The organism is Mojavia sp. (assembly GCF_059505145.1).
The window spans coordinates 1-24,292 of the sequence record NZ_JCACKA010000048.1 but is presented as its reverse complement, the minus strand read 5'-3'; the positions used below and the strand labels follow the sequence as shown (position 1 = coordinate 24,292).

Here is a 24,292-nt window from a genome sequence, read left to right as displayed (position 1 = left end):
GCAAAGTTGAGTATTTTGGGTGTAGTTATCTTCAGCCAAACTGCTCAACTTGCATTAAACTCAATTTGCTACTTATGTTGTTTCCATAACTGAATGAGTTAGGCATACCGTTAGCTTCTTTTCCTGTTGCAAAGGAATTTCAATCCAAAACTCGGTTCCTTTTCCTATTTCTGACTCACACCTAAGTACTCCAGAGTGTTTCTCTACAACAATCTGGTAACTAATCGATAAGCCCAAGCCTGTTCCTTGACCTACAGACTTAGTTGTAAAAAATGGATCGAATAGCTTCTGCTTCACCTCTTGGGTCATTCCTGGCCCATTATCGATAATTCGTATTATTGCTTTATTCTTGGCAAGTTCGGTGCGAATTATAATCCGGCTGGGATTGCTCAAAATATCTTGCTTAGAACGCTGAAAGTTGTCATTATCTATAGCATCAATGGCATTATCGATAATGTTCATAAACACCTGATTTAACTGTCCGGCATAGCACTCTACTAAAGGCAGATTGCCGTACTCTTTAATAATTTCAATCTCTGGATGGTCTGGCTTGGCTTTCAGTCGATTCTGCAAAATCAAAAGCGTACTATCTATACCTTCATGAATATTAACTGCTTTCATATCGGCTTCATCAAGGCGAGAGAAGTTTCGCAAGCTCAAAACAATTTCCCGAATCCTCTTAGTACCAATTTCCATGGAAGACAGGATTTTAAATAGGTCAACAGTAAGAAATTCTAAATCAATTTCTTCAGAAAAAGTATTTATTTCGGAAACGCGATTAGGATAATAATCTTGATAGAGATGCAATAGCTTTAATAAGTTTTCAATATATTCTTTAGCAGGAGATAGGTTGCCATGAATAAAATTAACTGGGTTATTAATCTCATGGGCAACTCCAGCTACTAATTGCCCCAGGCTGGACATTTTTTCTTGCTGAATTAGTTGAGCTTGGGTTTCTTGTAATTTATGTAATGTTATATTGAGTTTTTCTGCGTGAGTCTGAGACGCTAAAATAGAATCGCGTAAAACTATTTCATTTTGTTTTATCAGAGTAATGTCACGGGCTACTGCATAAATCAAATTCTCTTCATTAAAAGGAGTTGAATTCCATGACAACCATTTATAAGAGCCATCCTGACAAAGATAGCGGTTTTCAAAGGAAATTGTATCTTCAGAATTTGAAAGTTTCTGGCATTCTAAAATCGTAGATTCACGGTCTTCGGGATGAACAAACTCCAGAAATGGTTTGCTCATTAACTCTTGGGTTGACCAATTTAGTATTCTTGTCCAGGCTGGATTTAAATGCTTAAAGTAACCATCAAAACCAGCAATACAAAGTAAATCTAGCGAAAGCGAAAAAAATCGAGAATATTTTTCTTCCAATTCTTGAAAATTATAGCGAGATTTTTCCATGATTTTAAAATTATCCAACAGTGGTTTATCTGGCAATGTTTTAAATTTTTATAATTGGCATATTTCCCAGCCTAAAAATTTGCGCCCACGATCAATTACGCAATAAAATTGATGCTGTAGTTGCGAGTTTAGCCTATGTTCTACCTATTTAACTACCTTACTATTTACCCATTTTTCTGTATTTATATAGATTTCCCTGAAAAACTATAAAATAAACCTTAATGTTTAGAATTTAAGTTAAGAAGTGTTACGTAAATTATTTAATGTGAGTTTTGCTAGTTCAAAATCTTTGCTAGGCAAAGCAATTCAGCAACAATGTAACAATAGGTAAAGTTTTGATAGTTAATAAAGTCTTAGATTTGTACTTTAGTTTTAAGTAATATCAAAAATTACTATTGGCGAAGTCAAATTTGTATTAATTTATTTAGAGATATTGTAGAAAATTTTACGAATTTTCTAATTTAAGATAGTGTGTGCAAGTAATTACGCAATACTTCCTCGCTTTCTAGCTTCTTTATAAGAAGTGCCGACATTCTTCAAACCTGCTTTGATCATTTGTTTTTCTAAAAGGGCAAAAAAGCGCGCTTTGTCGCCACCACGTACGACGGCTTGATTATGCGCTTCGGCGATCGCCACTGGGTAGCCATATCCTTTCTGCACTTGGGCCAGCATGAGTCCCAGCGATTGGTCAAACAGGCTGGTGTTTTCTGCTACCCAGGCTGGAACTTCTATTCGGGCAATTTCCGTGCCAACGTGGATATAGCAAAAGTAGATCGTTTGCTCTTCGTACAAATCTAAAATTCGGGCATTACTCCGCCACAGGGGGCCGCGCTGTCCTGGTTTGAGCTGGGTGGCCCACAAAGAAGTATCTCGCAGAGGTTCAAATATTTTACAAGGTACTTTTTCTAACTGGTTGGGGCAATAACTTATACAGTCTGGTACTGGATGGGGACAAGCTAGCAGACGTAAAAAGTTCATGCCTTCAACGTTACGAGAGGCGCTAAGATAGCCCATCAGCGGAATTTGAGCATCACGCATTTGTTTCCATGCTTCTAAGATGGGGGGTAAGATGCGATCGCGTGCATCAATCGGCAACTGTTCTAAAAACCAATAAATTAATGAACCATCCACCATTGCAAGGGTTGGTGCTTCTGTTTTCACACTGCAAGCAAGTTCTGCCAAAACTGTTGCTTCGCTAGCGGTGCGGCGATAACCCATCCATTCCTCAGTTCTAATTCCCCACTGTCGAGACATATACAAATCTTCTGGACGATAGAATACCTCTGGCAAACTATCTAATAGGGGGTGGAGATTTTGTCCGTAGTGTAAAACCACCCTACCGATATTCAGCAGATAGCAATAAGCAATTTCATGATGGTTAGGAGCTATTTGCGAACCATCGGTAGCAATGACAGTATGAATTTTCGGCGGAACTGGAATATTAATGCTGGTTTCTAAGGGTTCAATGGGGGTAGCATTGGCAAAGAGAATGCGATCGCGCCATTTTTCTTGGCGATCAACTAAATCTTGTTGACACTCGTAAGCATTTATGAGATGTTGTTGAGCTAATTCTAAACGCTGGCGGCTGGCAACAGCCTCTACGGTAAGATGCTGACTTAAGCCTTGCATTTGCCGCGCTAATTTTGTCAGGTCAAGCATAAGATTTTAGAGTTTATATTAAGCGAAATTGAAGCGAAATTGTAAATTTCAGAGATTGAATTTTATTACATTGCTCAAAACCGCAATTGAATTAATTCAATGGCGATATAGCAATCCGATTTGATTTCTGAATCACTCGTAGAGGTAAGGGACTGGGGATTGGGGACTGGGGACTGGGAAGAAGGAATAAAGGTGTACTGAATTTTGTTCAAAAATCAAATATGAGTCCTACATATCCAACGTTAGTAAATCAACAAAGCAATTTCTGCTAATGTTTAACTAATTTTAAGTAAGTCGGCACAATAAAACCAAACTGTCTGAAGAAAAGTAAACAAGGCTCAAACCCTTTTTCCCCCTGCTCCCTGCCTTATGCCAACGATAATTATTTACGCCGACCTATTAAGTAGGTCTGCAACTTCTGCGATCAGCTTGTCTGGAGCGACTGGCTTTGTAATATATCGGTCGAAGCCTGCGGTAAGTACTTGTTGCTGGTCAGCATCAGTAGCATAAGCAGTGAGGGCGATCGCGGGAATTTGTCCCCCTTGTTCTGGTGTCCAAGTTCTGATTTGGTGCATTAGCGTATAGCCATTCATCCCAGGCATACCAATATCACTCAGTAGTAAATCTGGTTTAGCCTCAGTGATAGTTGCCAATGCTTCTGCTGCCGATGCTGCTAAGATGACTTGCGCTCCAGATTGTTCTAGCATCAAAGCTACTAAATGCCGCATATCCGCTTCATCTTCCACCACTAGAACCTTCACGTCCTTGAGTTCTGTCGTGCCAAAAGATTGCTGCTTGTCTTCATTGTTTTGTGTAGGAATTTTCAGAAGCGGCAGGTTAACTGTAAAATTTGCCCCCTGTCCTTCACCTAAACTTTCCGCTTGGACTGTACCACCATGCAGTTCTACCAATTGACGGACGATCGCCAATCCCAGCCCTAATCCCCCAAAAGCCCTGGTTGTCCCTCCATCAGCCTGCCGAAAGGCTTGAAATACGAAGGGTAAAAACTCAGAGCTAATGCCTTTGCCTGTATCACTAACCCTGATTTGAGCATTAGTATTTATACGTTCCAAGCAAACTTTTACCTGCCCTCCAGAGGGCGTAAACTTAATAGCGTTAGAAAGCAGATTCCAAAAGATTTGCTGGAGGCGGTTTGCATCGCCTAAAACTTGTCCCACACCGGGGTCAAACATCGTTTGAATTTGAATCGATTTGGCGTTGGCTGCTAAACGTACTGTTTCGATTGCGGCTGTAATAGTTGAGGTCAGGTCTACCGGAGAAACATTGAGACTCAACTTACCTTGAATAATACGAGAAATGTCGAGCAGGTCTTCAATTAGTTGAGTTTGTAACTTAGCATTGCGCTCGATTGTTTCCAAGGCGCGATCACTCGTTACTCGATCCAGATTTCGAGTGCGGAGAAACTGCACCCAGCCGAGAATAGGGCCAAGCGGCGTGCGAAGCTCGTGGGAAAGTACCGCAAGAAATTCATCTTTGATGCGGTTGGCTGATTCTGCTTCGATACGAGCTTGTTGCTCGCGCTCAAGGAGTTGTTCTCGCTCTTGTTCTGCTTGCTTGCGGGCTGTAATGTCGAGCGACACGCCTACCATCCGCAAGGGTTTACCATCGGCTGCATAGATCGCACGACCTTGGACGGAAACCCAGTGAATACTACCGTCAGGCCAGATGTTACGGTACTCTGCTTCGTAATCAGTGCGATCTGCTATCGCTTGTTTAACTGCTGCTTGCACGCGCTCCCGGTCGTCAGGATGTATGAATACCTCGAACAGAGCTTGGTAAGACAAATCTGCTCCTTGTGGTAGTCCAAAGTTTGCTTTGCATTGGTCAGAAGTAAATAGAGTTTTAGTTGAATAATCTAATTGCCAAATGCCAAGTTTAGCAGCTTTGAGTGCCAGCCTTAGCTGTTGTTCGCTTTCTCGTAGCGCTTGCTCAATTGTTTGGCGTTCACTGATTTCAGCCTGTAAAGATTCATTTTTGTTCTCTAGTTCTTGAGAATAAATTTGTAACTCCTGGTAAAGTCCAGCATTTTCTAGAGAAATCGCTGCCTGAGCAGCTAATAAACTCAATACCTTCACATGGTTTTCGGTAAACGCGTGTTTCGCTAGATTGTTTTCTAGGTAAAGAATTCCCTTCAGATGACTTTGATAAATAATCGGCAAACAAAGGACAGATTTAGGCCGATTTTTCAGGATGTATGCGTCATTAGTAAACATTCCTTCCTCGGTGGCATTATTTAACACTAAAGTAGACTGGCTTCTAGTGACGTAGTTAATTAATGCTACTGGCAAATCTAAAGATGCATCTAACGCTTTGGGTGGTAGCACAAGGGTAATGTCTTTGTCTGCAAATCCTTGAGCTACCAGAACCGATTGACCTTCCTGCTGTAGGACAAGCAACCCGGTACTTGCTCCCGCATTCTCGATCGCACTGTTCATCAAATTATCAAGTAATTTATCCAGAAATATTTCATCAGAGAGTGCCTGAGAAGTCTTGATTATCGTGGCTAAATCCAATGATGCCAAGCCTAGTTCTGTTGTATGAGTTGATACAATTCCTAAATCTGCTGGTGCTTGATTCGCAGAAAATACTTGCGGATAACGTTCTACTAAATCTTGAACTTTTGCAGTTGCGCCCCAGCGCAAATAGCCATAGTAAGCATCAGTTAAATAGTCTTTGGCTACTCGTTCTCGACCACGGGCAAAATAAAACTCTGCTGCCAATTCCGAGGCGAGTGCTTCTTCCTGAATGTAGCCGTGTTTTTGTGCGTTTTGGATTGCGCGATCGTAATACTCCATTGCGCGATCGCGTTGTCCCAAAACTCGCGCCTTCTCTGCTTCTACGAGTTCGTATTTATGCAGAAAGTTACAAGGTGCATGCAGCGCTCTATACTGCAAAGTCTCTTGGTTTAATTGAACTTGATTTAGATAGTTTTCTCGCTCATTTTCAGAAAACTTTTCAGTAGAATATACTTGCAGAAGTGTCAAAGAATGATAAAAATTATATTCATAATCCATCATCATCCCGGCTACAGCGTTCAGATGTTTCTCTACATATTTGGTATAGGCCAGTGCTGCTACATAATCTTTAAATAAATAAGCTAAGATCAACTTAAAAAGATAAAAACAGCAAAGTAAGGTTTCCCAATTCGATGCCACAACAATAGGAAGCATCGTTTCTTCATTAAAACTCTCCCCCGTTAAAGTATGTTGATTAGTATTTCTGTTAAGCAAGTTAAGTACAATTTGTCTGATAATTCTGATGTAATAGATTCCTAGCTCTTGCTTAAAACTATCGACTAGCTCAACATAAGGTACAAGTTTTTGGGCAACTGTCTCTAGATTTTCTCCACTAAAGAATAAATATATCCCATATTCTGTACTGCCATAACCTAGAAACTCTGGGTTTCCTGTTTCTATCGCAATTTGAGTTGCCAGTTGCAAGGTTTCTACAACGTCTCGAATCGGCTCTTTAGCGTGTTGAATATGGCTTGCATATACCTTCAATACATTACATCGCAATGCTTTATCGTTAAATTTATCTAATATCTGCAATGACAATTGCCCAAATTCATAGGCGCACTCAATATCTTTATAAACCCCAGATAAAAGCATTCCATAGGCACAATAGGCAAAAGCTGAGGTAGCACAGTTACCATACTTAACCGATATATTGGTCATTGCCAACATCATCGGCAGAAATAATTCAGGTCTGCTAATATAAACTGGGCCTGGCATTGTGTTTAAGATTTCTATTGCAGCTCGTTTATAGAGATCGTTCAGAGCTGGCAAGTTAACTAACTCAGCAATTTGACTTTTTTCAAATGTTAATTCTTGTCGCAACTTTTGGGAATAATTGCTGATTTCTATTGGATTCGTTGGTAGCACAACTCCCAGCATTGCTAAAACTTCTAAGGCTGTATCAATAGCTGCTGGGAAATTGCCTTGACCGATATTTAACTGGATTATTCTTTTGGAGATTTTAACTTTGTCTAATAGCGTTTTTACTCGCTCTAACGCAATATCAATTAGTGCTTGAGATTGTCGAAATTTAGCAATTAAAAATTCTGCTTCAATGGTTAAGTCGTATATAGTCAATGTTAGCTCGTACTGATGTAACCAGCTATCTTTTGAAAGCAGGTTTAGAGCAGTTTTGAAGTACCTAAGTGCAGCTTCATAAGCAGCAGCTGCCTTCGCTTTGCGACCAGCTATTAAATTTAATTCAGCTAAATAATCTTTATTTGATTGGCTAGTAATTAAAAGAGCGCCAATGTTCAGGTGGTTAACAATTTCAAAAATCTTTTCTTCAAGTTCCGCCTTTGGTGTGTGTTCGAGCAACAGCTGCCCAATTCTTAAGTGAGTTTGGCTTCTCTCGGCTTCAGGGATGAGCGAATAAGCTGCTTGTTGCACGCGATCGTGCAGAAACTTGTAGGCGATCGCAAGTTGGGAATTAGAAACTAAAGATTGAGAATCTTGCCCAGTCACAACTTCCTCCAAGTTAATTACTAGAGGAATTTTATAAGACTGGTTCAAAGGCAAAATTAGCCCAGTTTGCAAAGCTTCCCACAATTCTAATGCCGTATCTGACAAAGATTTCTGATTAACAATACTAAGTATCTCTAAAGGAAATTTGTCTCCAACGCAGGCAGCCAACTTCAGAATGTTTTGAGTAGTCGGTAATAGCTTTTGAATCCGGCTGACCATCAATTCAACAACATTGTCGGTAATATCAATGCCTTGTAACTTCTCAATGTCCCACTGCCAGCAACCTTCATTGAAGTTGAAGAACAGCAGATTGTCTTGATGAAGTGATTTGAGCAGTTGAGATAAAAAGAAGGGATTGCCTTGAGTTTTGTTCAAGGCTAATTTAGCCAGGAGATAACATTGCTCTTGATCGCTGCGAAAAGTATCAGCGATTAACTGACTGACATGACTGAGGTGTAACGGGCCAAGAACAATATTATTGATCGCTGCCCCGGTTTGCTGAATCTCATTTAGCGACAGCATTAGTGGATGCGTCGCACTCACTTCGTTATCGCGGTACGCGCCAATCAACAACAAATATTGGCTGTTAAGGTCATTCATCAGCAAGTGAATTAACTTCAGTGATGCTGAATCTGCCCACTGCAAATCGTCCAAAAATAATACCAGCGGGTGTTCCGGTTTGCAGAACACACGAATGAACTGCCTAAAGACGCGGTTAAATCGGTTTTGAGATTCTGATGCTCCCAATTGCGGCACAGCAGGCTGAGACCCGATGATTCGCTCGACTTCAGGAATTACATCAATAATTATTTGACCATTAGAACTCAAAGCTTCTAAAAGTTTTGCCTGCCAAATCTCGATCCGTTCAGCACTCTCAGTCAGCAATTGCCGCATTAATTCCTGAAACGCTTGAATCAAAGCAGCATAGGGAATATTACGCTTAAACTGGTCAAACTTGCCGAAAATGAAGTACCCTCGCTGGCGTACAATCGGCTTATGAACTTCATACACCAAAGACGACTTACCAATCCCGGAATAGCCACTGACCAGCATCATTTCCGTTGTTCCTGCACTAACCCGATCAAAGGCAGCCATTAGAGTCGCCACCTCTGACTCACGACCGTAGAGTTTTTGCGGGATTGAAAATTGGCTGTATAAATCGAGTTGCCCCACCTTGAAGGGTACAATTTCGCCCCTTTCCTGGAGCATCCTTAAACAAGTTTCCAGATCAGCTTTTAGCCCTAAAGCATTTTGATAGCGGTCTTCTGCTGTCTTTGCCAAGAGCTTCATTACAATGTCACAAACCGCTTGAGGAATTCTGGTGAAGTCGCTTGTGGTAATTTCACTAGGACAAATAGGTGCTTTAGCAATGTGGCAGTGAACGAGTTCTAGCGGATCACTTGCTTGAAAGGGTAACTGTCCTGTCAGCATTTCGTAGAAAACGACGCCTAGAGAATAAAAATCGGTACGGTAATCGATACTACGATTCATTCGCCCGGTTTGCTCTGGCGACATATAAGCAAGAGTGCCTTCAAGGAGATTCGGATTGCTGATTGTTTGGTTTTCTCTAGACAAACGGGTAGCGAGGCTAAAGTCGTAAATTAAAGCTTGTTCTGTTGCTGGATTGAACAGAACATTAGAAGTTTTCAAATTCTTGTGAATAACTCTATGGTGGTGCAGTTGCGCCAGTGTTTGGGCAAGCTGAATCGCAATTTGGAGAAACTCGCTTAGTTTGCGCGATTGCGCGGAGTGCAGTACCGGAGGCAATCGCCCAGATAGTAATGTTGAGAGCGGTTCTCCTCCAAAATCTTCTAATACCAGTGCTAAAGCGCGATGAGATTCCTCTAAACTTACTGCTTTAACAACTCCTGCAATGTCCAAAGACTGGAGAATTTTATACTCGTGTTTTAGCCGAGCAATATCAACGAGCGTCGGATACTCAGTTTTAATGAATTTCATCAGCACGGGTATTTGCTGCGATTCTTTGATCCCGCGATAAATAACCGTATTGCTCTCTTCGTGAATGAGTTCTAGGCACTGATAACCTTCCAGAGGTCTAATCATTATTTCTGCCCGTCCTAAGAAAATTCTAGTTTAGGAGGTCTTGTCCGTTTCCATCGAGTGCAGTAACTCTTCAATCTGCTTCAATCGAAAAGCTAATAGCTTGACACTTCCCTTCTCTTATCGATTATTGCAGAGATTACCTTGTTAATTTACTAACTCACCCATAAATAATATACGGGCAAATAAAGTTTTGCATAATAAAATCAACTCTTAACCCTATTCATTGCGTCAAATTTGTCCAGCAATAAGCATATTGGGCGATGTTCTCACCTAAAAGGAAGACGCTCAGTTTGGAATTGTAGTCACCGGATCTCGGTTATAAAAATTTGCGTAGCATAACTTTACAATGTGTCTTTTTTTGCCGCGATCGCGCCAGATGGCAGCAGGGGGAGCTTTGATAAGATGCTTTATGTGTGGCAAACATTATTTGAATTAGTATTAAATTTGCATGGTGCGTTGCACTGTGCTTTAGCGCACCATGCATCTGGGTGCATTACGGCAAAAATTACCAAGCAGAGAAATCTTGAGCAAACTGAGAAAGAGTTAATAGCTGAATTCGTGGGTCATTTTGGGCAGCTTCTCTTTCTGGTTGGGTATTATAGCCCCAGTCGCCTAAGAAGAGTTTTACATCATCAAGGTCTTTTTGCTGTTCGACTAACTGCAATGTTTTAAGTCTATCTTCCACAAACCAAAGACTGGCTGACTTTACATCTGCCGTCTGCTTTAATTCTCGCAGAATTTCATATTTGGGGCGCTTCTCTTCTTTACCAAAAATCGATTTTGGTGGGATTTCTACTCCTTCTTGCTGCAATAGCTGCTGTACAAAACGTCCTTCCTTGGTAGTAACAATGTATAGCTTGATTGTACTGGCAACAGTGGCTTTAATTTTTTCCACTACACCGGGATAAAATCTATGCAGACTTAGCCAATTATCTAAATTTGTAGCAATCCATTCATCCCGCAGATTATCTAGTTTTGCGCCAATTTCTCTTGCTTGTAGCTTATGGTCTAATAAAATTTGTGGGGTAATAGTGACCCATTCTTGAAGAATCTTGGCTTCAGAAATTCCCTCTACCAAAGCTTTAATTAAAACAGGCATTTCCCAACCCGTTTCAATTACTGGTCTGAGGCGATAAAATTTAGGAGCTAAATCATTTGGTGGTGTATTGTTAGCAGGCGACCAAATTTGACAGTAGGTACGCCATGCTACCTCAAAATATTCAATTAGTCCATCGCAAATTACTCCATCAAAGTCTAGGGCTAAAATTGTGGGACTACTTGCGGTCATGTTTTTGAGGATAAAAACTGCTGTGGCTAGCTTATCCGATCCAGGAATTATTTTTCTGTATCAGCACCAAAACAAGACAGTTTTTAGCTGGGACGTAGTTGAGACTTTATTCGTGGGACGACTTTGGCTAAACTTGAGGTTCATCTGTTTCAGGTAAATAATCCTGTTGCTATGAATATTCAAATCCAAGATGAATTTAGTACATTCGGTTCATAACGCGACCTATCGTAAATAGTGTCGCGTTTTTGCAGCTAGCCCCAGAACAACAGGCTAGACTTCACCGCTTTTCAGCGTCATCTGATTTATGAAAATCTTCTTGCACACCATCCCTGGACTGCATAATATCTAGGGCATCTTGGTCTGCCATTTCAATGATTGCTCCTACATATTGCCGTACCTGTTCAGCAACCTCAGGTTTCCATTGACGCAATTTCGTATCCAGAGTTTCTACTAAAGAGTCCATTGATACCTCTACCATTATCGATAACCTCTACCATTAATGATTATGGTGTCCAGTTCTATGTTAAAGTATCCGCCTTGGAGGATGCTTAAAAGATATTCTGCTAAACTTCAAATCCCGCGAAACTTAATTACCATTGCTTGTTGTTTACAAGGAAATGGGAATATTTAGATAGTTTCACTCCTCATAGGAAAGAGGTTGGGAAAAACGTCTTTGAGTTTATTTTAGACTTTTCAAACATCCTTGTTAGGCCTTGCTTTGTATTACTTGATTTATTTTTCCAAAATTTGCTGTCTTTGATAAGTGGTAAGTATACCATGCCTGGGGCTAAATAGTAATGCCAATACAAATAATCCAGATACTACTAAAACGATCGCCGGGCCAGATGGCAAGTTATAAAAGTAACTAAGATACATACCACTGATACTAGCAATTACCCCAATGACTGCACCCAAAATCATTACTTGATTTAAGCGTTTAACTAATAGATAGGCAGTTGCCCCTGGTGTAATTAAAAGTGACAGTACGAGAATTACACCTACGGCTTTCATGCTGGCAACAATTGTTAAAGCAATCAGCAGCATGAGTCCAAAGTTAAGCTTATTGACTGGCAAACCTACGGCTTGAGCGCCTAAGGGATCAAAGGTATAAAATAATAGTTCTTTGTATAACAAGACTACAACTAATAAAACAATAGCTGCAATGATGGCGGTGTCCCGGACGTCATTAATAGTGACACCAAGAATATTACCGAAGAGAAAGTGATTAAGATCGATTTTATTGTCTTTTTGAATTACGGTAATTAGGGTGATACCAAGAGCAAAGAATGCGGAAAAAACTATCCCCATTGCCGCATCTTCTTTAATCGGCGATCGCGTTCTGATAAGTGCGATCGCCATTGTACTGATCACGCCTGCAATAAATGCGCCAATAAAAATATTTGCTCCTACCATAAATGCGATCGCTAGTCCTGGCAAAACCGAGTGACTAATAGCGTCACCAAGCAATGCTAGCCTTTGCACCATCAAATAACTACCAACCACAGCGCACAACAGTCCGACTAAAATAGCAATCACGAGCGATCGCTGCATAAAGCCGTATTGCAACGGCTCAATTAATGCTTGGAGCATAAGTATTTATTCTTAATACGAACCACAAACTACGCAGGGGGAATTCTCAATTTTTAAGCGGCTTCGGAAAAGTACATTACTTTACCGCCGTAAGCACGCTGTAAATTTTCTTCTGTTAGTACTTGTCGCCGGGAACCTGTGACGATTAACTCACGATTTAGTAAAATTAACTCATCAAAATGAGTGATTGATTCGCCTAAGTCGTGGTTGACTACTAACACAATTTTGCCAGCAGCAGTTAGTTCATGAAAGACTTCAAAAATTACTGACTGAGTTTTCTGATCGATACCTACTAAAGGTTCATCAAAACAGAAAATTTCTGCCTGCTGCGCTAAAGCACGTGCTAAAAAGACTCGCTGCTGTTGTCCTCCTGAAAGTTCTCCAATGGGGCGATCGCGGTATTCACTCATCCCAACTCTTTCTAGCGCATTGTTTGCCACCTGACGGCTAACCGCCGAGAAGCTACGCAACCAGCCTGTCTTTTTTACCCGTCCCATCATCACTACATCCCAAACTGTGGCGGGGTAAGTCCAGTCAATTTGGCTGCGCTGTGGCACATAGGCAACTTTTTCAAGCTGCTGCATCAACGGTTTGCCTTGGTAGTTGACAGTACCACTACTGAGGGGAACTAAGCCCAACATTGCTTTCATCATTGTACTTTTGCCAGCACCATTCGGGCCAAAAATCCCCGTTAGTTTCCCTCCTTTGACAGCACAGTTGACGTCCCGCAAAGCTTCTTGTGTGCGGTAGTGTACCCCTATGTGAGCGACGTTAATTGCTTCTGTAGAATTCATATCCAGAGCTTTTACGGATTGTTTAGGCATTTCCCATGTTTTTCTCTGGATTAAGCTAATTTTTGAGTAAAAAGAGACACTTTTCATAACAATACTTTAATATTTCATTTCTTGAGCTTACTATAAAAATGAGAGAAATATGAAAAACTCTATAATTAGAAGTAATATCACAAATAAATGAAACTAATACTCCAGATAGAGAATGCCAACACCCACGGCAAAGCAAAAGTAAACAGGATGAACAACATTGTTTCGCATTTTTGCCTGACAATGCTTCTGCCTTTAGCTTTATTCAGTTGTACTCAGTTGAACTCTGCAAGTAACAATCCCAAAGGTGATGACAAACCGCAAGTGGTAGCAACTAGCACGATAATTGCTGATTTGACACAAAAGATTGCAGAAGATGAAATTCAACTAACTGGTATTCTCAAACCAGGCGCTGATCCCCATGTTTACGAACCAGTACCAGCAGACAGCAGGTTTTTAGAAGAAGCAGAATTGATTTTATATAACGGCTACAACCTAGAACCAGGACTGATTAAATTAATGAATGCCGCCGGTGGTAAGGCGCAAAAGTTAGCGGTGGGAGAAGTTGTCAAACCTTTGCAGTTAGATAAAGGCAGTGAAGTTGTGCCCGATCCGCACGTTTGGGGTAGTGCGGAAAATGCGATCGCTATGGTAGCTGCAATTCGGGATGGGTTGATTAAGTTATCGCCTGAAGATAAAGATAAATTTACTCAGAACGCAGCCCAACTTACCAATGAATTAAAACAGTTGCATAACTGGATTAATCAGCAGATTCAAACTATTCCAGCAGATAAACGCAAACTGATAACTACCCACGATGCATTTCAATATTATGGACGTGCTTATAACATAGCGATCGCTGGAACATTAATTGGCATCAGTACCGAAGAACAACCAAGCGCCCAAACAGTACAGCGACTGGTAGAGTCAATTAAAAAAATAGGCGTGCCGGCAATTTTTGCTGAAACTACAATTAACCCAGCTTTAATCAAAACCGTTGCTCAAGAAGCAGGTGTGCAACTAGCATCAAGTCAACTTTACTCTGATTCAATTGGTGCTAAGGGAAGCGCAGGAGATTCTTACATTAAAATGATGGAAGCAAATACTCGAACAATTGTAGAAGCATTAGGGGGAAAATCTACGCTCTTTCAGCCAAAGAAGTGAATTAAGTTTATGGAACTCCAAAAAATAAATTATCCAATTTTACTCCTTCAAAACGGCTTTCCCTCCCCCTGCTCCCTGCTCTCCTGCCATCAAAGCGATGGAATATTCTTTTACTTGGAAGTTCCTTATTGCCATCTCTCTTTTGAGTAAAAAATAAATACTAACTATTTCTCAAGCGGGAGGCAATATATAACCTAAGATATGTATCTTTGACTAAGCTTCTCAAACTCTCTCTAGGGAAAGAACTAATAATGCATTTTATTTCATAAATTGAACTTAGTAAATGCATAGATTTAATTTCCCGCAATAGCTATGACTAATGAACCAAAAGAGCAAATTAATCAACCAGTAAGCGAAGATAGACATTCTCAAGACGAGCCAAACGTCAAAGAAAGAAACTTAACAGCAAATCCGGGAGATAGAATTTCTGATAAATCTGAGTCAGTTGAAGAAAAGTCTAAGCAAGTTGCTGTAGATTCACCAGACATTACAGGTGACCACATTACTGTCCCCACTTACTTCGTTGTCGATGAACCAGATGGTGAGAAAAAGGCACTTCACCATGTTAAAGATGCCGAAGAGATTTCTGATGTAATTCGACAAGCACGAGTTGACGAAAACGGAAATCGGATTTGGTGGTAGTTGTTGAATTTTAGCTGTCCAGATTTTAGATTTTAGATTGAGTTTCTTGTCCCCTCTCTAAAATCTAAAATTGGGATAATTTGGCATTGGAGGAGAGTACTACCCATGAGTACGGTGTCAATTTGCTCAAAGAAGTCTGCATAACTATAGTCTTGATCTGTAAATAGCCAATGTACTTCTTTTGATGTTCGGGCAATATATGCATCAAGGCTAGAAGCGATGAATAACCGTATTTTTCGCATGGACTTCTTACTCCCCTTTAAAGTACCTGCCGATTTGCTACTAATTACTAAAAAGTTATCATTGATGCTCTGCCATAAGCATCTACGCTTTTCAACCGGATAACAACGTAGCGAAGTAGAAATTATCAAACTTCGATTTGATGGCGAAATTCCAAATTTGACAAAGAGCTTCTTATATAAACCAAAGCCGCTCTAATTGAACTAGAGAGCGGCTTTGGGAGAGTTGTTAGGCATGGGGCTTCATAGAATAATGCCCCGTTTTATGTATAAATGGTTCTGTATGTTATGGTATACAGTCAGCTTTTGACGCATTCCGGAAAAAACTAAAAATTTATATCGGTAAATTTGCAATCGCATTACACTGATGCGAACTCTAGCTTAGAACTTAGCATTAATTATCGGAGATTACAGGCAATTGCCGTATCCTCATTACTGAATTGGTGTTATGGACTGTGGGGTAACAGGTAAGGTAAACCAGAAGTTGCTACCCTCACCGAGAACACTTTCAACGTTGATGGTTCCTCCGTGAGCCTCTACAATGAGGCGGCATAAATACAGACCCAGCCCAAATATATTACTTCGACCCCGTTCTTGACTAAAACGATAGAAGAGCCTTTCCTTTTGTTGGGGAACAATTCCTGGCCCGCGATCGCGCACTGATACCTTTACCTGGGCATCTCCCAGCGCTACCACCGTCAAGTTAATTAACTGGTCTGGTTTGGTGACTCGGAAAGCATTCTCAAGTAGGTTCTGCACTACCCGTTGAATTTCTAACTCATCACCATAGACAGTTGGTAGTGAGGGAGAAATTTGATATCCAATAACTGGCTTTTGCTGCCAACTGGCATTGCAGCGAGTAATAGCTTCGACAAAGATATTTTTCCAGTTAAGAATTTCGTAGTTTAGATTCTTCAAAACTGAAGTTTGATGGCGAGAAATATCTAATAAAGTTTCGACAAGCTTCAGTACCTCTTCGTTAGCCTGACGACAATCTTCAAGCCCTTCTCTCCAACTATCACTCACAGTGCCAAAAGCTCCACTCAGCATGGCGTGCAGAGTACCGCGATTTGCTAGCAAGGGAGTACGCATATCATGGGAAAGGGCAGAAATTAGATCTTCAATCCGTTGGTGTTCTGCGATGGTTATAAGTTCCAGCTTGTCTAAATTACGTCTTAACTCTAATTGAGCCATGACTTGACGACTTAAGATCCGCAATGAATTTTGTTGTTCTGGACTCAGGTTTCGTGGAATACGGTCAATTACACAAAGTGTTCCCAGCGCATATCCGGTGGGTGTGACCAACGGAGCACCAGCATAAAACCGAATACAAGGATCGGAAGTTACCAGTGGATTGCTGGCAAATCGCTGGTCGAGTAATGTATCTGGAACAATTAAAATGTTATTAGGCTGCAAAATAGCATGGGCACAGAACGCAGTATCCCGTGGTGTTGATTCAGCATCGAATCCGACTTTTGCTTTGAACCACTGACGGCACTCATCAATCAAGGTGATTAAAGCTATAGGAGTACCACAAATTTGTGCTGCTAAAAGAGCGAGGTCATCGAAGGCTGCTTCACAGACAGTATCCAGAATACGATATTGTCGAAGGACTTCAAGCCTTGCTTTTTCATTTTCAGCTTGTAAATCTTTCATTAGCTCGCTTACTATTTATAGCTTGCAGACACATTTTGTTCAATCTCGGTTCCCAAATGTAAGTAAGCTTCTAATTATATAGTAATTTTAAACTTAGCTTAGACAGCCGATAAATTGTTTTGTTTGCGCTCAAATCGCCTACTTTACGGCGAACCATTTGTTTACACAGGGATTGGTCTTCCTCGTATTCACGGGGATAAATTTAAACTTAATGATCCACAAAATTGATGCACATCTGACTAACTTCAAATTTTAGCGCCGACTTATTTATATATATGTTTTTATAGTAATATCACTTATGTAGATTAAGTCACAATAAATTGAGTATACTATTGGTTCCCTTTTTCATACATGAAAAAATACTTATTATTAAAAGGTGAGTATTAACATCATCTTTAGAGGTTTTTTGAAAAGTGGTTGGCTGTGATTTTAAGCACTTATTTATCCCCCCTAGCCCCCTTTTGAAGGCTACGGTGTACACACATCTCTGTACTAAACCGAAATCATTGTAGATCCGTCATTATCCTCCGATAAATTGGAGGACTTTGAGGGATTTTAGCCCCCCTTTTTAAGGGGGGTTGGGGGGATCAAAAGCCTGTGGGACAACTCTCAAAGACTTGTGTGTACACGGTAGCCAACAAGGGGAGAAACTTCTTAAAGTCCACGGCAGTTGCTACAACGGGGGGAACCCCCGCAACGCACTGCCTCCCCTTTTTAAGGGGGATTTAGGGGGATCTAAAACGTTTCGCTACCAACAAGAGAACTTTTAAAACATCATCTTTAAGTATGCAAAAAAATTGGAGTAAGGGTCAACCAATATACCAGTCAATTGTTTGGAAACGGAGGGAATCTCCGCAACGCATTGGCCCTCCTACACTCAAATTTCTTAACTTAGCTTAAAATCTTAGCGCCGGCTTATTTATATATATGGTTTTATAGTAATATCACTTATATAGATTAGTCACAATAAATTGAGTACACTATTGGTTCCCTTTTTATACATGAAAAAATACTTATTATTAAAAGGTGAGTATTAACATCATCTTTAAGTATGCAAAAAATTTGGAGTAAGAGGCAACCAATATACCATTCAATTGTTTGGGATTGCATATAAATAGGGTAGGGATCTGTTTAAATGGTGTTAACTATTAAGTTCTTGCGTTTACTAGTTCCCTCGGCTCTAAAAGCTCGTTTATTTGCCCCCCTGTACACTAGCTTTTTGATTTTGGTGTTATTGATACTAGGACAACAAGGCTGGAACCTTTGGATAACATCACTCAGTCAGCAAGCAGCCGATCAAGTAACCCATACTTTAGTAATAGAGCGTGAAGGAGAACGTCTGCTTAATGCTGTGATTGAACAGGAAAGAACCTTACTCGATACTGGCAGTAATAAACAGTTGAGTTTTCATACCAGCCTCAAACGCCTATACACTCTTGTACAACATAAGCCTAGTCAACTCAAACAACTAAATAAGATAAAAATTCTTTATACTCAGTGGCAAAGTCAATTAGACCAGAGAAAAGTTTTTAGCTCTGCCAGGAACTATACCTCGGCGGACAACATTTTATTCAATGCCCTACGCGCTGAAATTCGTACCCTACTTTTGTACGAGGAGATAATTTTAGAAAAACGCAAGCTTCGACTGTGGCAACTCTACCAAATTAATACTGTTGTGGACATCTTCATCACAATAGTGGTTTTGGTAGGAGTAGGCTACAATATCAGGCTATTGCATCAACGAGTTGCGGTTCCTCTAGGTAAATTGACGCAGGTAGGCGAAAAGTGGCGAGATGGTCAAATGGAAGCCCAATTTGGCTATTCCTCCTTTGATGAAATTGGACGGTTGGCTAGAGTTCTCAACACAATGGCAGGCGAAACTTGCTATCGTCAGCAATGGATGAAAGAGCGCAATCAACACTTTGAAGACCTGATCAGTGCTTTATCTCACGATTTACGTTCACCCCTGCTTGCTACCCGCAATACATTGGATGTCATGCTTAAAGGAGCTTTTGGCCCTGTAAACAATACCTGGAGAGAAGTATTTGAAGAGTACCGCCAAGCTAACGTTGATCTCCTCAAGCTTGTAGAAGTTCTACTAGATGTTTCGCGCTATGAAGCTGGTTGTGGCATTCAGCTAAACTATGAGCCTCTTAATTGGGAAGAGATTTTTGTGAAAGTAATTGCTCAAATTAAATCTACTTCCAAGTCTGAGTTCGCTCTCATCTATAGAATTTCTCAATCACTACCGATCATCTATGGTGATGAGTTAGAGATTCGACGAGTTTTACAAAATCTGCTGGAAAATGCGGTTCGGGTGAGTGAGGCTAACAAGGAAATTGTTCTAGAAGTAGCATCCCTCAGTGAGGCCCAAGTAAAGGTATCAGTGCGCGATCAGGGTTTAGGAATTGCGCTAGAGGACAAAGAACGGCTTTTCCACCGCTTTATTCAGGGACGAACTCGCCGTGGTAAATCTGGGCTTGGTCTTTATTTGTGCCGTCAAATCGTCGAGGCTCATGGAGGTAGCATTGGCGTCGATAGTTCCCTTGGAGAAGGTAGTACCTTCTGGTTTACTCTGCCAGCTAACACAGATCAGGCTAGGTTTAGCATGAAAGCAAATTGAGGAGAAGTCAAGATGTCCGAGAGTGTAGAACAGAAGACTATGAAGATTCTACTGGTCGATGACCATACTTTAATACGTCGGGGCATGAAAGGCCAATTTACGCTTCAACCTGGTTTTAGTGTAGTAGGAGAGGCATATGACGGTGCACAGGCTATCGAATTGGCTGCTCAACTCCAGCCAGATGTTATTTTGATGGATATTGATATGCCAGTTATGGATGGGATCACAGCTACGCAACAAATTAAAAGCGATCACCCTGCCATTCGTATCCTTGCCTTGAGTGCATTTGACGGCGATACCCAAGTAATGGGAATGTTAGCTGCTGGTGCGGATGGTTACTGCCTTAAAACCATTGAATGGGAACAACTCATCGCTGTCATTCAATTGATCTTTCAAGGTGGTGCTTATTTAGATCCTCGCATAGCTCAAAAAGTCTCCCGGATGTTCAAGCCCAGCGTTGTAGCCCAAGCGATTCCTACACCTGAGCTACCTCAACAACAAATTCTTAGCCCTCGTGAGCTAGAAATCCTCAAACTTATTGCTAAAGGAAACTCAAACCAAGAGATTGCTAATCAGCTCTACCTCTCTCTCGGAACCATTAAGTCATATGTGCGTATGCTACTAAACAAACTCAGCGTTGATGATCGTGTCCAAGCAGCAGCTCTGGCTATCCGTGAAGGGTTAATTTAAGCTGCTAGGATTTTCTGTAGATGGATATACAGTTGTGTAGGGAATGTCACGAAGATAAGCTGGGAGAGTAAAGAATAAGGGACTTCCAAATAAAAAATATTCCATTGCGTTGAGGCAGGGGAGCAGGGGGAGGGACAGTCGTGTTGAGTCCAGAAATTTGGATAATTTATTTGTTGGAGTTCCCTAACTATTAGTTATTTTTACTACTTTAATAACCTTGAATACATTTATTGCTTTGTCTTCCCCAGCACTCCCAGCCTTAAGTGCTGCAAGAGCTTATCCTAACCGTAAAGCAGATCCCTAAAAGCCAGTCATTATATGAATAACTCCGTTACTTCATCGGTCGAAGCTTTAGATAACCTTTCTATCACTTGGGAACGCTTAATCCCTAATCGCATGGGTAACGATTCGGCTAGTCGCAAGATTCTGGAGCTACATATTGGGCGCTACGAAGCTGCAAGCCGCTATGTTTTGGGAAAAAAAGTTCTAGACATTGCATCTGGTACTGGATATGGTAGCCAAATGCTTCGCTTCGCAGGCGCGAGCAGTGTAGTCGGGGTAGATATATCTTTAGAGACTGTGGAGTATGCTAAAAAACATTACCAAGCACCCGAAATAGAATTTATTTGCGCTAATGCAGAGCAGTTTGAGTGTTTAGAGCCTTTTGATGTTGTTGTCTCATTTGAGACAATAGAACATTTAAAAAATCCGACTAATTTTCTTAAACAAATCCGTAAGTTTCTAGCTCCCAATGGTGTATTCATAATATCTGTACCGCTGGGTGAGACGCGTCATTTTGATCCATACCACCTTCATGCCTTTACTCAGGATGAGATACTTAATCTTCTGGAAAAGACAGGCTTTTATGTAGATAACTATCGTTGCGATCAGTGTTTTTTAACTCGTAGTGAACTGCTTTATTGGAGAAAATTATACCCAGAGTCCAGCCCATCATTTTGGGAGTTATTATTTACCCGAAGGGGATGGCATATCATGCATGACCTTTTTATTCAGGGGGGTTTTGATGTTCCTCAACTGTTAGTTACTGCTTACAAAATAAGAGAGTAATACCAATTCAAAATTCAAAATTAAGAAAGCCAGATTTCACAAGGGTTTGTGAAAAAAAGAATCTGTTGCTGAATTTTGGAGAATCGGCATTACGCATTCGCAACGAGATTCAAGGCTTTGCGTTCGGGAAGCGTGTCCGTAAAGCCCTTCGGGCATAGCTTCGCTTACCGCGTAGCGTGCCCGAAGGGCTTAGGACTTATGCTTTCCTACGGTCGCAATGACGAAATTACGTTATTGGTGCGTAAGTACTGGTCTATTTAACCGCACATAATATAACTAGCCTGCACAAAGGCAATAGTACTTTTCCAAGCAACTGTTTGATTTAGCAAATATTTAGTAAATAGTTTTTGTACAGCGCTTACTTCTTCTGCCCTGAGGTGAACAGCTAAACGGTCTGCATAACTTGGTCGAGCTTGATTAGGAGTGAACAAGCGATTGAGAAAGGCTGGCGTGATATGCATTTGTGTAGAATTTTGCTCAATCTGAACTGCCACTACCAAACCTGTAGCCTCGAAAGCCTTCTGCAAATCTTCAACATCCCAGTTAACCATCAAGTCTGACTGATGAGTGTAGATAGTTTCTTCCGCAATTATTAACTGCTCATATAAGTCTGCGTTCAGTTTGTTTGGGTCAAGTAATTTATAAAGTCTTTGGGTATGACGTGGCACAGTCTCTGCCAATACCAGCCTTCCTGATTGTGGTAGTAATTGCGCTAAAGTTTGGGCAGTAGTAAATTTATCAGCTTCATAAAGTAGAGCATTGCGTCCGATGATACAGTCAAATCGCAGATTTGGCGGCTGGGTAGCTAACACATCTGGTAGTTCAGATATCGGTGCAGTTAACACAGTAGGATGCATTAATTCTGGTAGCGCCGTTGCTTGTTCTTGTAGAGCCTTAGCATCATTAGCATTGCGAACACAGGCATAAACTCCACCTTCTGGGGTTTGGCGTATGGCTTCCCAAGTAAGTAAACCGCTTCCTGCATTCAGATCCAGTACTAGATGATGACGCTGTATTTGGGCCAATGTGAAAATGCGATCGCGTACCTCTGCTAACTGTGTACCCATCTGAGAAAGAGTACGCTGCAACCAGCGTTCAGCAGCGCGGTCAGTAGCACCATAAGTCAGCACTTCTAGGGGAGCAATACCCACACCTTCTACTAAAGCAGCAAGTTGAGCTTCACGACGCCGCGCTACCTGTGTAGCAATTTCTCCCTCAAAGCCTTGGGTTGATGGCTGGTAAAACATTTGCCCTTGCAAGCTAGCAGGTAAATATTGTTGAGCTACCCAATGGTCACGGTAGGCATGAGGATAAAGATAACCTGCTCCATGCCCAAATCCTTTTTTATCACGATTACCATCCTTGAGGTGAGTGGGAACTTCCGCTTCTCGTTCTTGCTCAACCGCAGCTAAAGCATCAAAAAAACCCATGATGCTGTTCGACTTTGGTGCTGTTGCTAAATAAAGCGCAGCTTGGGCTAAATGATAACGTCCTTCTGGCATACCCACACGGTCAAATGCCTCAGCACAAGCATTGATAACTAAAACAGCATTTGGGTCAGCTAGTCCCACATCTTCACTAGCTAAAATTAACATCCGGCGGAAGATAAAGCGCGGGTCTTCGCCAGCATAAACCATTTTTGCCAGCCAATACAGGGCTGCATCTGGGTCAGAGCCGCGTAAACTCTTAATGAACGCGCTAATAGTGTCAAAGTGGACATCGCCTTCTTTGTCATACAAAACAGCACGCTGCTGAATAGAATCTTCTGCTACAGCTAGAGTAACCTTAATTACACCTGTAGCATCGGTTGGTGTGGTTTCTACTGCTAATTCCAAGGCATTTAGCAACGAGCGTGCATCACCGTTAGCAACATTTACCAAATGCGCCAGAGCATCAGGCGCTATCTGCACAGCCAGCTTGCCATAACCGCGCTCTGTATCAGTTAGTGTTTGCTCAACTACGCGGTACAAGTCCTGATCGTTGAGTGGCTTGAGTTGGAAGATACGTGATCGGCTAACAAGAGCTTTATTAACTTCAAAGTAAGGATTTTCTGTTGTCGCTCCAATTAAAATCACTGTACCATTTTCTACCCAAGGCAAGAGAGCATCTTGTTGGGATTTGTTGAAACGGTGGACTTCATCAACAAACAGGATAGTCCTCTGGTTGTGGAACTTACGCCGTTCTTGGGCTGTATCGATCGCAGCCCGAATTTCTTTAACGCCAGAAAGCACCGCATTAATGGCAATGAAATGAGCGCGAGTTGTGTTAGCTATCACACGCGCTAAAGTAGTTTTACCAGTACCAGGAGGGCCATAAAAAATCAGCGAAGATAGTTGGTCTAAACTGATAGCACGTCGTAGCAGCCTTCCGTTGGCGATGATGTGGTCTTGTCCAACGAATTCATCAAGGGTACGCGGACGCATCCGGGCAGCCAGGGGCGCTTCCTTTTCTGTTACCTGGATGAGATGTTGCTCAAATATGTCCATACTATCCACATCTTAACAATAATAGGACTTACGCACTCAAGCCTGAAACCTTGATCCCCCCTAACCCCCCTTCAAAAGGGGGGAACGTCTAAAGCCCCGTTTTGAAGGGGGTTGGGGGATCTGAGTGCGTAAGTTCTAAATAAGATTTTGGCTGTGGTATCGTATAGGATCAGCAAGATTTTTAGCAACTGTCTGTAAAATTCGCAAGCGCATGGTGGCAAAGTATATGTAAAGAACACACTGGAAACAGCTTTTGAGTTCGCCGAAATAGCTTTTGAGTTCGCCGAAATAGCTTTTGAGTTCTCCGAAACAGCTTTTGAGTTCTCCGAAACAGCTTTTGAGTTCTCCGAAATAGCTTTTGAGTTCTCCGAAATAGCTTTTGAGTTC

15 protein-coding genes and 2 pseudogenes are annotated in these 24,292 nt (G+C 41.3%); 5 read left to right on the top strand and 12 right to left on the bottom strand.

Annotated features, from left to right (window positions below):
* Nucleotides 1–72 precede the first annotated feature (72 nt).
* From AC5JL8_RS09755 to AC5JL8_RS09725, 7 genes are all read right to left on the bottom strand, one after another.
* Nucleotides 73–1,413, bottom strand: a complete 1,341-nt coding sequence (locus AC5JL8_RS09755) for a PAS domain-containing sensor histidine kinase (RefSeq protein WP_495879687.1) — start codon at nt 1,411–1,413, stop codon at nt 73–75.
* 483 nt (nt 1,414–1,896) lie between these two features.
* Entirely contained in the window at nt 1,897–3,072 is a 1,176-nt protein-coding gene (locus AC5JL8_RS09750) for a DNA double-strand break repair nuclease NurA (RefSeq protein ID WP_495879586.1), read from the bottom strand.
* Nucleotides 3,073–3,458: 386 nt separating this feature from the next.
* The gene (locus tag AC5JL8_RS09745; protein WP_495879585.1) at nt 3,459–9,638 is read right to left on the bottom strand and encodes an AAA family ATPase; all 6,180 of its coding nucleotides are present in this window, start codon (nt 9,636–9,638) and stop codon (nt 3,459–3,461) included.
* Nucleotides 9,639–10,143: 505 nt separating this feature from the next.
* A complete protein-coding gene (locus tag AC5JL8_RS09740; RefSeq protein WP_495879584.1) occupies nt 10,144–10,926 on the bottom strand; it encodes an HAD family hydrolase in 783 nt (260 codons plus the stop codon).
* A 277-nt stretch (nt 10,927–11,203) separates the two neighbouring features.
* Complete coding sequence (locus AC5JL8_RS09735; protein ID WP_495879583.1) at nt 11,204–11,404, bottom strand: hypothetical protein; 201 nt, start codon at nt 11,402–11,404, stop codon at nt 11,204–11,206.
* A gap of 254 nt (nt 11,405–11,658) precedes the next feature.
* A complete protein-coding gene (locus tag AC5JL8_RS09730) occupies nt 11,659–12,516 on the bottom strand; it encodes a metal ABC transporter permease (protein ID WP_495879582.1) in 858 nt (285 codons plus the stop codon).
* 53 nt (nt 12,517–12,569) lie between these two features.
* Nucleotides 12,570–13,340 (bottom strand): metal ABC transporter ATP-binding protein, encoded by a 771-nt coding sequence (locus AC5JL8_RS09725; RefSeq protein ID WP_495879581.1) that lies wholly within the window; start codon nt 13,338–13,340, stop codon nt 12,570–12,572.
* A gap of 207 nt (nt 13,341–13,547) precedes the next feature.
* Here AC5JL8_RS09725 and AC5JL8_RS09720 point away from each other — a divergent pair, with 207 nt between their 5' ends.
* Nucleotides 13,548–14,501, top strand: a complete 954-nt coding sequence (locus AC5JL8_RS09720; protein WP_495879686.1) for a metal ABC transporter substrate-binding protein — start codon at nt 13,548–13,550, stop codon at nt 14,499–14,501.
* A 312-nt stretch (nt 14,502–14,813) separates the two neighbouring features.
* Nucleotides 14,814–15,143 (top strand): hypothetical protein, encoded by a 330-nt coding sequence (locus AC5JL8_RS09715; protein ID WP_495879580.1) that lies wholly within the window; start codon nt 14,814–14,816, stop codon nt 15,141–15,143.
* A 32-nt stretch (nt 15,144–15,175) separates the two neighbouring features.
* Here the strand turns inward: AC5JL8_RS09715 and AC5JL8_RS09710 are convergent, their stop codons facing one another.
* From AC5JL8_RS09710 to AC5JL8_RS09700, 3 genes and pseudogenes are all read right to left on the bottom strand, one after another.
* Nucleotides 15,176–15,385 (bottom strand): hypothetical protein, encoded by a 210-nt coding sequence (locus tag AC5JL8_RS09710; protein ID WP_495879579.1) that lies wholly within the window; start codon nt 15,383–15,385, stop codon nt 15,176–15,178.
* A 429-nt stretch (nt 15,386–15,814) separates the two neighbouring features.
* A pseudogene (locus AC5JL8_RS09705) lies at nt 15,815–16,492 on the bottom strand (sensor histidine kinase); the annotation flags it as partial.
* 33 nt (nt 16,493–16,525) lie between these two features.
* A pseudogene (locus AC5JL8_RS09700) lies at nt 16,526–17,038 on the bottom strand (GAF domain-containing protein); the annotation flags it as partial.
* A gap of 1,135 nt (nt 17,039–18,173) precedes the next feature.
* Between AC5JL8_RS09700 and AC5JL8_RS09695 the strand changes: the two are divergent.
* The 3 genes from AC5JL8_RS09695 (at nt 18,174) to AC5JL8_RS09685 (ending at nt 21,419) form a co-directional block, all read left to right on the top strand.
* Nucleotides 18,174–19,661 (top strand): sensor histidine kinase, encoded by a 1,488-nt coding sequence (locus tag AC5JL8_RS09695; RefSeq protein ID WP_495879578.1) that lies wholly within the window; start codon nt 18,174–18,176, stop codon nt 19,659–19,661.
* Between the two features lie 12 nt (nt 19,662–19,673).
* Nucleotides 19,674–20,351, top strand: coding sequence for a response regulator (locus AC5JL8_RS09690; RefSeq protein WP_495879577.1), 678 nt, complete (start codon nt 19,674–19,676; stop codon nt 20,349–20,351).
* Between the two features lie 318 nt (nt 20,352–20,669).
* The gene (locus AC5JL8_RS09685) at nt 20,670–21,419 is read left to right on the top strand and encodes a class I SAM-dependent methyltransferase (RefSeq protein ID WP_495879576.1); all 750 of its coding nucleotides are present in this window, start codon (nt 20,670–20,672) and stop codon (nt 21,417–21,419) included.
* A gap of 257 nt (nt 21,420–21,676) precedes the next feature.
* Here AC5JL8_RS09685 and AC5JL8_RS09680 read toward each other — a convergent pair whose 3' ends face one another.
* Nucleotides 21,677–23,905, bottom strand: a complete 2,229-nt coding sequence (locus tag AC5JL8_RS09680) for an AAA family ATPase (protein WP_495879575.1) — start codon at nt 23,903–23,905, stop codon at nt 21,677–21,679.
* Nucleotides 23,906–23,976: 71 nt separating this feature from the next.
* Nucleotides 23,977–24,292, bottom strand: a 316-nt coding sequence (locus AC5JL8_RS09675; RefSeq protein WP_495879574.1) for a hypothetical protein, incomplete at its 5' end; no start/stop codon positions are given.